The following is a 12,672-nucleotide window of genomic DNA, read 5'->3' as shown; positions in this document are numbered from 1 at the left end:
GCCCTCCTCTCCCGTCACGCAGAGGGGCCAGACTGGGGGTGGACACCGCCCAGGAGGCCCCGATGAGCACACCTCCCAACCCACGGCTCACAGCAGCACTCTCCGCGGACCAGCGTGACCGGCTGTTGAAATGCGCCAGCCCGGTGGACTTCCCTGAAGGGACCCGGCCGTTCGAGGAAGGCGGGTACGCCGACCGGTTCTGGATCGTCCGGACCGGGACGGTCACCCTGGACGTCCGCGTGCCCGGTGGGCGGCCCCCCGTGGTCGACAGCGTCAGCGCCGGCGAACTGCTCGGCTGGTCATGGCTCTTCGAACCGTACCGCTGGCATTTCGGAGCCGAATCCATGACACGGGTACGAGCCGACGAGTTCGACGCGGCGACCGTGCGCATGCTGATGGACGCCGATCCGAGCTTCGGCTTCGCCCTGGACCACTTCGTGGGACAGATGCTCGCCCACCGTCTCTTCTCGGCCCGTGTGCGGCTGCTGGATCTCTACGCCCCGCACGGGAGCGGTCTGTAGCCCCTCACCCCTCAGGGAGAACGCGATGCCCGCCTCTCGCTACACCGTCAGCGACGTCATGACCCGCACCGCCGTCGCCATCGGGCGGGACGCGCCGTACAAGGAGATCGTCGCGCTCATGGCCCAGTGGAAGGTGAGTGCCTTGCCCGTTCTGGAGGGTGAGGGACGGGTGATCGGGGTCGTGTCGGAGGCGGATCTGCTGCCGAAGGAGGAGTTCCGCACGGACGAACCCCGCGCGGACGAGTTCGCCGCCGCGTCCAAGGCCGGAGCCGTACGCGCGGGGGAACTCATGTCCAGCCCGGCCGTGACCGTCCATCCTGACGCGACGCTCGCGGAAGCCGCACGGATCATGGCGACGCGGAGGGTGAAGCGCCTGCCCGTGGTGAACGGCGTCAGCATGCTGGAGGGTGTGGTCAGCCGGAGCGATCTGCTGAAGGTGTTCCTCCGTACGGACGCCGAGATCGAGGAGGACATCCGCCATTCCGTCCTCGGCGAGCCGGCCGCCCCCGTGGGGCTGGACGTGACGGTCACGGACGGCGTGGCTACGATCCGTGGCCCGCTGTCCGACCGGTCGCTGGTGCCGCTGGTCGCCCGCGCCGTGCGGGCCGTGGAAGGCGTCGTCGACGTCCGGATGGAGCTCGGTGCGACTTGAGACGATCCGTTGACGGACAATCCTTATGGGGGAGGGTGCCCAGCCGATCGACCACAGGGATCGCCATGACGGATCTACCGGCAGCCACCGCACCCACTCGGGTGTTCCTCGTCGACGATCACGAGGTCGTCCGCCGGGGTCTCCGTGACCTGCTCGACGGCGAACCCGGCATGGAAGTGGTCGGCGAGGCGGCAACGGCGGAGCACGCGCTGGCCAGGGGTCCCGCCCTGCGGCCGGACGTGGCGGTTCTCGACGTTCGGCTGCCGGACGGCGACGGGATCTCCGTGTGCCGGGAGCTGCGGTCCCGGATGCCCGAGCTGGCCTGCCTGATGCTGACGTCGTTCGACGACGAGGACGCCCTCCTGGACGCGATCATGGCCGGTGCGGCCGGATACGTCCTCAAGCAGATCAAGGGGTCAGACCTCGTCTCGGCCGTGCGGACCGTGGCCACCGGGCAGTCGATGCTGGACCCGGCCACGACAGCGCGGCTGATGCACTCGCTTCGAGACCCGGAGGCAGCGAAGCCACCGGAGGACGAACGGCTCGCAGTGCTGTCCGAGCGGGAGCGGTCCGTACTCGACCTCATCGGCGAAGGGCTCACCAACCGGCAGATCGCCAAGCGGCTCTACCTGTCGGAGAAGACCGTCAAGAACCACATCTCACGACTGCTCGGCAAGCTCGGTGTGGAACGCCGCGTACAGGCCGCCGTCATCGCCGCTCAGGTACACGAGCACGACTCCGAGGAGAAGTAGGCGTACGGTCCTCACTTCCGCCCTTCCGGCAGCGGGATCCTCCATTCAAGTATCGTGCCGCTGCGCGGCTCGGCTCTCGCCTGTACCGACAGTGTCCCGCCCAGCCGCTCGGCCCGTTCGGAGAGGTTGCGCAGTCCGCTGCGGCTGCCGCCCTGCGGGATGCCGGTACCGTCGTCTCTCACCGTCACTGCCAGCACGCCGTCCTCGGCTACGACCGACACCTCCGCGCTGTGGGCCCGCGCGTGCCGGGCCACGTTGGTGAGCGCCTCGCCGATGACCGCGATCACCTCCTCCGCCGCCTCATGGGGCACGTCTGTTTCGAGGAGACCCTCCATACGCAGCGCCGGAGCGAATCCGAGCGTGGTCGCGACCTCGTCGACTGCCTTGACCAGGCGACTTCTGAGCCTCGGCGCCTCGGCGGTCTCGTGTTCCCGTAGTCCGAAGATGGTCGACCGGATGATCTTGATGGTGGCGTCCAGGTCGTCGATCGCCCGGGTCAGGCGGTCCACGGCCTCCGGGTGCTCGACGAACCGGCGGGCGCTCTGCAGCGTCATCCCCGTGGCGAACAGGCGCTGAATCGCCAGATCGTGCAGGTCACGAGCGATCCGGTCGCGGTCTTCCAGGAGGCTCACCTGCTCGGCGTCCCGGCGGCGGTCGGCCAGTTCGAGCGCCAGGGCCGCCTGCCCAGCGAATCCCGGGAGAGCGATGATCTCCAAGCCGGTGAACGGGGGCCGCCCGTGCCGCCGTGCGAGGATCAGCACCCCGCTCAGGCGTTCCTTGGTACCGACCGTGACGGCGACCGCCGGCCCGAACCCCCTCCATCGTTCGGGCTGCACCCGGATACGCGACTCGTTCTCGACGTCGGCGACCGTGAGCAGGCCCTCCTGCGCGAGGGCGGCCTCGGCCAGGGTTCCCTCGCTGGTCGGCAGGACGACGCCCCGGTGCGCTTCGGCCCCCTCGCCGCGCGCCAGCGAGCCCCGCAGCTCGCCGCCGGCACCCACGAGGTAGAAGACCCCCATGTCGGCGGCCGCGATGTCCGCGGCCTGCTCCAGCATCCCGTCGAGCACCTCGGTCTCTTCCGCGCCGGACAGGAGTGCGCTGGTCAGGTCGGAACTCGCGGCGAGCCACCGCTGCCTGAGGCGGCCCTCCTCGTACAGGCGGGCATTCTCGATGGCGATGCCGGCCGCGACGGCCAGCATGGTCACGACGGACTCGTCCTCGGCGTCGAACTCGGCCCCTCCCCGCTTCTCGGTGAGGTACAGGTTCCCGAAGACCTCGTCGCGGACCCGGATGGGCACGCCCAGGAAGCTGTGCATCGGCGGGTGGTGGGGTGGGAACCCGTACGAGGCGGGATGCGCGGACAACTCGGTGAGCCGCAGCGGCTTGGGGTTGCGGATCAGCTCGCCGAGCAGTCCGTGCCCCGAGGGCAGGTCACCGATCTGCGCCCGCAGGTCGTCTGCGATGCCGACGGGGAGGAACTCCGAGAGCTTCCTGTCGTCCCCGATGACGCCCAGAGCGCCGTACTCGGCGTCCACGAGGGTGACGGCGGCCTCCACGATGTCCCTCAGCACCTGGGGCAGGTCGAGCTCCCTGCCCACGGACATGACGGCTTCCAGAAGCCCGTTGAGCCGGTCCCTGGTCCCTCGCACCTCGTCGATGCGCACTTGGACCTCGTCGAGCAGCTCGTCGAGTCTCAGCCGCGGAACCTTGCGGTTCGCAGGCCCCGGACCCTCCGGCACCATCATCACCTCCGGCCACGCCGAGAACCGGTCCACGCCTGAAGCACATCTTCACGGTAGTTCCGGTGCCCAGGACCCTCCAGCCGGACGCGCCCCACGGAAGGCGGTGCGGACGAGCCGTGCGGCCAGGAAGCCGACGGGTGCGCAGGCGACGGCGATCCCGGCGCCGGCCCAGCCGAGCGGTTCGGTCTCCAGAACCGTGCTCAGGAAGGGTACGTACAGCGCCGCTGCGGCCAGGAGGCCGGAGGCGAGGACGGACAGGGGTAGGAACGGGTTCTTCCGGGTGAACAGCCGGGAACGGAGCCCCAGCACCACCCCGAGCTGCGCGGCGAGCAAGGCGAGGAAGAGGACGCTCTGCCAGGCGAGGTCAACTGTCCGGGCGGCGAGTCCTGCGCTGAGGGAAGCCGCGGTGACGACGGCCGCGAGGACGAGCAGACGCTGCCAGGCACCGCCACCGAGGATGTGCTGGTCCGGCGGGCGTGGCGGCCGTCGCATCGCTCCCGGGGAAGCTGGTTCAGCGCCCATCGCGACGCCGGTGAGGCCGTGCGTCAGGAGGTTGATCCACAGGATCTGGCCCGCCCGCAGGGGCAGTGGCAACCCGAGCAGCGGGCCGATGATCATGACGAGGATCTCGGCGGCTCCGCCGGCCATCCCGTAGACCAGGAAGCGGCGGATGTTGTCGTAGACGCGCCGTCCCTCGTCGACGGCCGCCACGACCGTCGAGAGCTCGTCGTCGGTGAGGACGAGGTCGGCGGCCTGACGGGCGACCTCGGTGCCGCGTGCGCCCATGGCGACGCCGATGTCGGCCCGGTGCAGAGCAGGGCCGTCGTTGACGCCGTCACCGGTCATCGCGGTCACGGCTCCCCGGGAGCGCCACGCCTCCACGATGTCCAGCTTCTGCTGGGGGTCCGTCCGGGCAAAGACCCGCACCGAGGTGAGGTCGGCGACGCGACCCGCGGCCACGTCCGCCCCCGTGACCACGTGGCCTTCCGTCTCGCCGCCGTCACCCAGGAGGGCGACGTGGGACGCGACCGCCCGAGCCGTCGCCGGATGGTCCCCGGTGATGAGGACGGGGGTGATGCCGGCCGCCCGGCAGGCGGCGAGGGTCGCTGCCGCGTGCGGCTTGGGCGGGTCGCTGAGCGCGACGAGCCCGAGGAGAGCAAGCCCCGACTCCGCCGCGGTGATCGGGATCGGGGTGTCGTTCCGCACGCCCGATGCCACGGCGAGCACGCGGTAACCCCGGGCCGCCAGGCTCGCGGCCTCTTGGCGGGCCGCCGCGAGCGCGTCGGGGGGATCGAGCAGGACGGCCGGGTCGAGAACGGCTTCGGGAGCCCCCTTCAAGCAGACGAGCACCCTGCCTCCGCCCGTCTCGTGGAGCGTGGTCATGCGTCTGCGGAGGCTGTCGAAGGGTGCTTCTCCGATCCGCGGCCGGGTCACCGCCAGTTCTGCGGCATCCGGGCAGCCGGTCTTGGCCGCGGCCGTGAGCAGGGCGGCTTCCATGGGGTCGCCCAGGGCCGTCCAGCGGGCGTCGGACACCTTGCTGTCCGCGGGGCGCAGAGTGGCGTCGTTACAGAGCGCAGTCACCGTCAGCAGCTCACGCAGCGACTCGAGCTCGTCCGACGCCGCCGGCCTTCCGTCGACCAGGGCCTCGCCTACGGGCTCGTACCCCACACCCGAGAGCTCGGCGCTCACCTGCGGTGTCCAGACGTGGTCGACGACCATGCGGCCCTCGGTCAGGGTGCCGGTCTTGTCCGTGGCCAGGACGGACACCGAGCCGAGCGTCTCCACCGCGGGAAGTCGGCGCACCAGGGCGTGCCGGGTGACCATGCGCCGGGCTCCGAGCGCCAGTGCCAGGGTGACGACGGCGGGAAGGGATTCGGGTACAGCCGCCACGGCCAGGCTGATGGCGGTGACGGCCATCGTGCCGAGTGGGAGCCCCCGCACCAGGCCGAGCGCGAAGACCAGCACGCACAGGGCGAGCGTCACGCCCGCGAGGACGCGCCCCAAGGCGGCGAGGCGGCGCTGCAGCGGGGTCGGCTCGCGGCGCTCGTCGAGAAGGGCCGCGATGCGGCCGAGCGCGCTGGATGCTCCGGTCTCCGTGACAACGGCGACACCCCGGCCCCGGACGACGACCGTGCCTGCGCTCAGCGTCGCACCGGGATCCTTGTCGACGGGCACGGACTCCCCGGTGAGCATGGACTCGTCCACCAGTACTGCGGACGCCTCGGCGAGATCTGCGTCGGCGGCGACGATGTCACCTTCCCCGACGAGGAGGACATCACCAGGGACGACCACCGCCGCGGGAAGGTCGACAACGGCGCCGTCGCGCCGCACACGCGCGTGCGGGGCGGTGAGGGCCGAGAGTGCGGCGACGGCGTTGTCTGCGCGGATCTCCTGCGCCACGCCGACGGTCGTGTTCACGAGGACGACCAGGCCGATCACGATCGCGTCGGGATGGTCGCCGATCGCGAGAGTCAGTACGACGGCCCCCAGGAGCACCATGATCAGCGGGTCGGTCAGCTGGGCCAGAATCCGCTTGTGGAGCCGCACCGGCCTGCTTGCCGTCACTTCGTTGGGGCCTGTGCCGGCGAGCCGGCGGGCCGCCTCCTCCTGGGTGAGTCCCCTTGTGTCCCGCACCTGTGCAGGAGCCCGGTCCGGTGCTGACCTCGCCATGGCCCGCTCACACCGCGGGCACCGTGATCACCGGGCAGTGGGCACGATGCAGCAGTCCGTGCACGACGGAGCCGACGCGCATCCCGGTGTACCCGCCCCGGCCTCGACGGCCGACGACGACGGCGAGCGCGTGCTCGGCGGCGTTCGCGAGCGCCTCGACGGGGGAACCGATGGACACCTCGTGGGTGAGACGGACGTCGGGATACTTCTCCGCCCAGCCCGCGGTCGTCTCCGAGAGCAGACGGCGCTCGGCGTGGAACAGCGTGTCACCGCTGTGCAGGGAGAAGACCGGGGGCTGCCAGACAGCGATGGCCCGGAGCGCGCAACGCCGGAGGTCCGCCTCCTCGAAGGCCCAGGCCAGGGCTGCTCGCGAAGACTCGCTGCCGTCGACGCCGACCACGACGTACGGCGTCTCCTGGGTGACGTGCTCCGCGTCGCCCACGACGACCACCGGGCAGTGCGCCCGCGCGGCGACCGGGACCACCAGAGAGCCGGCACTCAGGAACTCCTCGGTGCGGCTGAGGTGGCGGGAGCCCAGCACGATCATGGCAGCCTCGGATGACAGACCGTTCAGGACACCTGCTGGGGATCCGTCGAAGAGGGCGGAGGTGGCCTTGACGGCCGGCTGCCGGGAGTGCGCCCAGGCAATTGCTGTGCGGAGTGCTTCCGTGCCGGCCTGCCGCTGTGCCAGATGACGAGGTGTGTCGTCGACGTGCTGGGTGTCGTGCTGCGGTGGAACCGCAACCACGAGCCGCAGTCCCACGCCTCGCAACCGGGCCTCGTCCACGGCCCAGGCAAGGGCCAGGTGCCAGTTCTTGACGGGGTCGATGCCGACGACGATGTCATGGCGATCCGTGGTGCGTGTCATGACGTACTCCCGTGTCCAGGGCCTTGCCGGGGGATGAGCTCCACGGGACAGTGGGCGTGCTGCAGCAGAGTGAGCGTGGTTCGCCCGACGCTGGGTCCGAGGTAGCCGGGCGACCGTCTCCCTCCGACGACCACGAGGTCGGCGTGGTGTGACGCGTCGACGAGAGCTCCGGGCACGCTGTGGCTCTTCTGGCCATCGGCCTGCAGCGTCAGTTCGGGGAACTCCTTCTGGACCCGGTCGGTGACTTCGGCCAACGCGTGTACGTGCTCGCGGGCGATCTCCTCGCCGCCGTTGTGCAACAGAGCGCGTGGGCCTGCGGACAGCCCCGTGTTCCAGATGTGCAGGAGCCGCAGCGGCACCTTGCGCAGCAGCGCCTCACGGGCCGCCGCGAGGGCGCAGCCCACGTCGGCCGCATCCCGGACCGCGGCCAGGACAACGCCCGTCTCGGCAGGCTCCGTGGCCTCGCGGACCACGACTACGGGCGTGGTGGCGGCAGCCACCACGCCAAGACCGACCGAGCCGAGCAACAACGAGGAGAACCCGCCCAGGCCCCTGTGCCCGACGACGATCGTTCCGGTCAGGGCAGCGGCCCGTCGCAGACTGTCAGGGGCGGCGTCATCGTCGAGTTCTGTGAGAACCGTGAGCTCGGGGTGACGCGTCGCGATCTCCTCGGCAGTCCTGTCGAGCAGTTCCCGCCCTGCTCGCCGACTCGCCGCGATCTCCGCCCGGGACAGAAACGGGAGCGCTGAGTCCGTGTTGGCCGCGTGGACGACGCGGAGAGAGCCACCCCGCAGAGCCGCCTCCTCTGCTGCCCACATCACCGCGGTACGCGCGGATGGTGAACCGTCGACGCCGACGACGACACCGCCGAGGCCCGGACGGGACGTGGATGCCGCCATGGCTCCTCCTCACACGATCCGAAGGACTCCTTCCACCTTCCCATCGGATCTCAGGCGGCCGGAGGGCCGCTGGGGCCAACGACGGGACCAAAGGGCCCCTCCACCTGGTCGGGAAAGAGCACAGGCCATGCCGAGACCGTTCGGTCCCGACGGTGGACCATTCGGCCCTCCCCCACACGCATCCGGCGGGGAAGGGTGATGAATCAGGACAGCACCCGCCGAACCCCCTGAACAGGAGGCATGGCGATGAAGCACATGAAGGTCGGCGGCCTGATGACCGACGACGTGGTTTCCGCCATCCCCGCGATGTCGTTTCGGGATGCGGCGAAGATCCTCGCCGAACACGACATCAGCGGACTTCCTGTCGTGGACGACGACGACCACGTCGTCGGAGTCGTGTCGGAGAGCGATCTCCTGGCCCACCGCGAACTGACCGTGAGGGACATGATGACGCGGCCGGCCATCACCGTCCACGCCGAGGAGACGGTGGCTGACGCGGCCCGGCTGATGGTGCGGCGAGGCGTCGAGCGCCTTCCCGTCGTCGACGAGGAGGAACGGCTGGTGGGCATCGTCACCCGCCGCGATCTGCTCTACGTCTATCTCCGCCCCGACGCCGAGATACGACGCCGCATCCATGAGGACGTCCTCTCGGACGCCATGGACCTGCCGACCGACGCGGTGGACGTCCACGTCCTCGACGGCGTGGCGACGCTCGCCGGCCGTGTCCCTCGACGCACCCAGGCCCGGATGCTCGTCGAACTCACCGAGAGGGTGGACGGTGTCGTCGCCGTCGTGGACCGGCTGTCCTCCCAGGAGGACGACACGCGCCTCTCGTCCGCCACCCGGACTCCGCACGACAGCCTCTGGTGACCCACAGCAGACAGGACTCACCGTGTCCACCACCCCTCTGACCCGACAGCTCGTGACGTCGCTGGTCGAGGACGCCGTCACCGCTCCCTCGATGCACAACGCACAGCCATGGACGTTCGTCTTCAGGACGGGCGCCGGCGTCATCGAGCTGCACGGCGACCCGCTGCGCGGCATGCCGCGCCAGGACCCCGACCACCGCGCCCTCCACCTCGGCTGCGGCGCCGCTCTGTTCGGTCTGCGAGTCGGCGCCGCGCACCGGGCCCTGAAGCCGGTGGTACGGCTGCTGCCCACCCCCGACGATCCCTGGCACCTCGCGGACGTACGGTTCGACGGTCCGGCCGACACCGACGGCGATCTGGTCGAGTTCCATGCCGCCCTGCCGCGTCGGCACACCAGCCGCTTCCCCTTCAGCGAGGAGGAGATCCCCTCCGAGGTGATCGACGGGCTCCGTGCCGCGGCTCTGCTGGAGGGCTGCCGGCTGGCCGTACCCGGGGCCTGGCACACCGACACCGTCATGGACCTCGTCCACGCCTCCGAACTGTTCGAGGCGGCGGACGAGGCCGTCCGGGCGGAGATAGCCGCCTGGACACGCACTGGCGCGCCCGGAGAAGGCCCTGACACCGAGGGCATCCCCTCATACGCCTTCGGCCCACGGCAGTACGACGTGACCTCTCCTGTCAGGGACTTCGGTGCCCCCCGCCAGGTACCCGGCCGCGAGTCGGCGCGCTTCGAGAAGCGGCCACAGATCGCGCTGCTCGGGACGGTCGCGGACACGCCGGAGGAATGGCTGAAGGCCGACCAGGCCATGCAGCGGGTGCTGCTCCAGGCCACGCTGGACGGTCTCGTCACCTCCCTGATGTCCCAGCCGCTGGAATGGCCCGAACTCCGGTCCGACGCACGCGATCCCGGCTCGGCGATGGGCTTCGTCCATATGGTGTTCCGCCTGGGCTACGGCCCCCAGGGGCGGGCCACGCCGCGCCGGCCCGTCGCCGAGGTGCTCACCTTCGACTGAAGCCGCGCTCAGAGCCGGAACCACCGCTCCTGCCCAGGTGCGACGCTGAGCTTCCGGTCACCGGGAAGTACGACGGCGAGCGGGCCCTCGGGCGAGTCAGGAACCGTGATGGCGAGCCGCCCGGGGAGCATCCTCAGCCGTACTCCGCGATGGCGGCCGCAGCACAGGGTGAAAGTGAACCGTGGGATCTCCGCCAGTGACACCGGAGTCACTCGCAGACCTTCCGGTCCCGTCTCCAGGCCGGTGATCCCGCGCTCGACGAGGTCGATCGTGCCGGCCATCGCGCCGAGATGGACGCTTTCCCCGGTCGTACCGCCCTGGATGTCGGCCACGTCGGCGAGCAGGGCCTCCTCGCAGTACCGCCAGGCGTCCGCGCCCTTCTGCCGGGCCAGCACCCAGCCATGGACGAGGCTGCTGAGCGTCGACCCGTGGCTGGTGCGCCGGAGGTAGTACGAGACGGTCGCCCGCCACACCTCGTCGTCCAGCGCTTAGCCGAGCCGGCCGAACAAGCGCGGCGGACGTGCCGTGCGCTGCCGTACGGATCAGTTGCCGAGCGCGTCGTCCCCACCGCCTCGTGACCGAGCACGCGGCCCGGCGTCACCTCCGGAACGTCCCCCCTTGAGTACGCTCCGCGGAGTCCCCCTGCGGTGCATGAGCCGGTCGGTCCCAAGACGGATCCGATTGGACCCTCAAGATGGGATCGGCCGGATGCGAAGGTGGAGACCGGCCCCCACCGAAGGAGGGCTGGCCATGTCCGAAGCAGCCCCGAACCCGGCTCCCACCACCCCTCGCCCGGCACTCCTGAGCTTCCTGGGCGCAGTGGGGACGGTCACCGGCAGCAAGTTCCTCGTCGAGAGCGACCATGCCCGGATCCTCCTCGACTGCGGTCTCTTCCAGGGTTTCGCGAACTTGCGGCGACGCAACTGGGAGCGGTTCGCCCGCGATGCCGCGGACGTCGACGCCGTGGTCGTCACCCACGCCCACCTCGACCACTGCGGCTACCTGCCCCGCCTGGTCCGGCAAGGATTCCGGGGCCCGATCCTCACCACCGCCCACACCGCCCGGCTCGCCGGGATCGTGCTGCGCGACAGCGCCCGCCTCCAGATGGAGGCCGCCCGGCATGCCGACGAGCACGGCTGGTCCAAGCACCGCCCGGCCAAGCCGCTCTACGACGACTCCGACGTCGAGAAGACGCTGTCGTTCTTCGACCCCGTCCCGGTCGGCGCAGACGTCGAGATCATGGCCGGCAACCGGCTGAGGCTCCACCACGGCGGGCACATCCTCGGGTCGGCGTGGGCGCACCTCACCCTGGAGGACGGCCACACGCTGGCCGTCTCCGGAGACCTGGGCCGGCCCGGACACCCGCTGCTGCTGCCGCCCGAGCCCTTCTCGGGCGCGGACGCGCTGCTCATGGAGTCGACGTACGGAGACCGCCGCCACGACCAGGAGTCCGCCCGGTCGGAGTTCGCCTCCGTGATCGCGCGGGCCCTCGCGCGCAGTGGCACCGTCGTCATCCCGTCCTTCGCGATCGACCGGACCGAGGTCGTCCTGCACGAACTGGGTCTGTTGCGCGACAAGGGCGTCCTGCCTCGGTCTGTGCCCGTGTACGTGGACAGCCCCATGGCGCTGGCCGCCCTCGACGTCTATCGGGACGCCGTACGCGAGCGTTCGGACGAGCTGCGGCCGGAGATCCTCGCCGAGGGAGAGGCCGCACTGAGCCCCGAACCGTTCCTCGCTGCCCGGACGGTCCAGGAATCCATCGACATCAACAGCACGCACGGTCCCGCCGTCATCGTCTCCTCGGCCGGCATGGCCACCGGCGGCCGCGTCCTGCACCACCTGCACCGGCTGCTCCCCGATCCGCGCAACGCGGTCGTCATCGTCGGCTTCGCCGCGGCCGGCACCCGGGCCCGAGACCTCGTGGACGGGGCCCGGGCGCTCAAGATGTTCGGCGAGTACGTTCCCGTACGGGCCGAGGTCGCCGACGTACCCCACTTCTCGGCCCACGCCGACGCCGGACAGATCATCGACTGGCTGCGCGGCGCCCCTCCCCCGCACACCACCTACCTCGTCCACGGCGAACCGGCCGCGTCCGAGGCCCTGCGCGACCGCATCGACCACGAACTGGGCTGGACGGCCGTCGTTCCCCGCTCCGGGGAGGCCGTCCTGGTCCGCTGAGGCGGGGCCCTTCGGTCCCCGGTGTGACCCGTACGGCCCTCCCGATGCCCACCCGCCGCGCGGAAGCCTGTGGGGAAAGGGCGGGAGGCACATCATGAGCACCAAGTGGATGCTGCTGAACGAACTCGCTCCGGCGGCGCGGGACCAGCTCCTGCGACGGGCGCGTCAGGTCCGGTTCGCCGCGGATACGCGCATGTTCCGCGAGCAGCAGCATGCCGACCGTTTCTGGATCATCGAGTCCGGGCGGGTCGAGCTGGACAAGCACCTCCCCGGTTCCGGCCGCGCTCTCGTCGACACGCTGGTGTCCGGCGATCTCCTCGGCTGTTCCTGGATGATCCCTCCGTACCAGTGGCGCTTCGGCGCCACGGCCATCACCGAGGTGCACGCCCTCGAGTTCGACGGGCGGACGGTCCGGGATCTCTGCGCACAGGACGTCTCGATCGGTGAAGCAGTGTCCGCGGCCGTCGCGGCGGCGCAGGAGCGCCGACTCCTCACGTGAGGAACAAGT

Annotated in this window: 12 protein-coding genes; 7 read left to right on the top strand and 5 right to left on the bottom strand. The window is 70.8% G+C overall.

The window, feature by feature from the left end:
- Positions 1–62 precede the first annotated feature (62 nt).
- The 3 genes from IE237_RS16415 to IE237_RS16405 all read left to right on the top strand — a co-directional run bounded on the left by IE237_RS16415 (position 63) and on the right by IE237_RS16405 (position 1,925).
- On the top strand, positions 63–521 hold the full coding sequence (locus tag IE237_RS16415; RefSeq protein WP_189802711.1) for a Crp/Fnr family transcriptional regulator: 459 nt from the start codon (positions 63–65) through the stop codon (positions 519–521).
- A 25-nt stretch (positions 522–546) separates the two neighbouring features.
- Complete coding sequence (locus IE237_RS16410) at positions 547–1,173, top strand: CBS domain-containing protein (protein WP_189802710.1); 627 nt, start codon at positions 547–549, stop codon at positions 1,171–1,173.
- Positions 1,174–1,238: 65 nt separating this feature from the next.
- Complete coding sequence (locus IE237_RS16405; protein WP_189802709.1) at positions 1,239–1,925, top strand: response regulator; 687 nt, start codon at positions 1,239–1,241, stop codon at positions 1,923–1,925.
- A gap of 11 nt (positions 1,926–1,936) precedes the next feature.
- Here IE237_RS16405 and IE237_RS16400 read toward each other — a convergent pair whose 3' ends face one another.
- From IE237_RS16400 to IE237_RS16385, 4 genes are read right to left on the bottom strand one after another with little or no spacing between them, the layout of a single operon-like run.
- Complete coding sequence (locus tag IE237_RS16400) at positions 1,937–3,667, bottom strand: sensor histidine kinase (RefSeq protein ID WP_189802968.1); 1,731 nt, start codon at positions 3,665–3,667, stop codon at positions 1,937–1,939.
- A 48-nt stretch (positions 3,668–3,715) separates the two neighbouring features.
- On the bottom strand, positions 3,716–6,301 hold the full coding sequence (locus tag IE237_RS16395) for a cation-translocating P-type ATPase (RefSeq protein WP_229842712.1): 2,586 nt from the start codon (positions 6,299–6,301) through the stop codon (positions 3,716–3,718).
- Between the two features lie 43 nt (positions 6,302–6,344).
- Positions 6,345–7,205: a universal stress protein gene (locus IE237_RS16390; RefSeq protein ID WP_189802707.1), complete on the bottom strand. Its 861-nt coding sequence runs from the start codon at positions 7,203–7,205 to the stop codon at positions 6,345–6,347.
- Complete coding sequence (locus tag IE237_RS16385) at positions 7,202–8,104, bottom strand: universal stress protein (protein ID WP_189802706.1); 903 nt, start codon at positions 8,102–8,104, stop codon at positions 7,202–7,204. The genes IE237_RS16390 and IE237_RS16385 overlap by 4 nt, the downstream gene beginning before the upstream one ends.
- 240 nt (positions 8,105–8,344) lie before the next feature.
- On the opposite strand from IE237_RS16385, the gene IE237_RS16380 reads away from it, so the two are divergent.
- The gene (locus IE237_RS16380) at positions 8,345–8,974 is read left to right on the top strand and encodes a CBS domain-containing protein (protein ID WP_229842711.1); all 630 of its coding nucleotides are present in this window, start codon (positions 8,345–8,347) and stop codon (positions 8,972–8,974) included.
- Positions 8,975–8,996: 22 nt separating this feature from the next.
- Complete coding sequence (locus IE237_RS16375; RefSeq protein ID WP_189802705.1) at positions 8,997–9,986, top strand: Acg family FMN-binding oxidoreductase; 990 nt, start codon at positions 8,997–8,999, stop codon at positions 9,984–9,986.
- Between the two features lie 8 nt (positions 9,987–9,994).
- On the opposite strand, the gene IE237_RS16370 is transcribed toward IE237_RS16375, so the two are convergent.
- Positions 9,995–10,459: a hypothetical protein gene (locus IE237_RS16370; RefSeq protein WP_308433083.1), complete on the bottom strand. Its 465-nt coding sequence runs from the start codon at positions 10,457–10,459 to the stop codon at positions 9,995–9,997.
- A 277-nt stretch (positions 10,460–10,736) separates the two neighbouring features.
- Here IE237_RS16370 and IE237_RS16365 point away from each other — a divergent pair, with 277 nt between their 5' ends.
- Both IE237_RS16365 and IE237_RS16360 read left to right on the top strand, forming a co-directional pair.
- Entirely contained in the window at positions 10,737–12,164 is a 1,428-nt protein-coding gene (locus tag IE237_RS16365) for an MBL fold metallo-hydrolase RNA specificity domain-containing protein (protein ID WP_189802704.1), read from the top strand.
- A 94-nt stretch (positions 12,165–12,258) separates the two neighbouring features.
- Complete coding sequence (locus IE237_RS16360; protein ID WP_189802703.1) at positions 12,259–12,663, top strand: cyclic nucleotide-binding domain-containing protein; 405 nt, start codon at positions 12,259–12,261, stop codon at positions 12,661–12,663.
- The last annotated feature ends 9 nt before the right edge of the window (positions 12,664–12,672 follow it).

Origin of the sequence: Streptomyces tanashiensis, from assembly GCF_014648895.1 — a bacterium.
In the GTDB taxonomy this organism is placed as follows: domain Bacteria; phylum Actinomycetota; class Actinomycetes; order Streptomycetales; family Streptomycetaceae; genus Streptomyces; species Streptomyces tanashiensis.
Note: the sequence above shows the minus strand (reverse complement) of the source record. Positions and strands in the feature narration are given on the sequence as shown.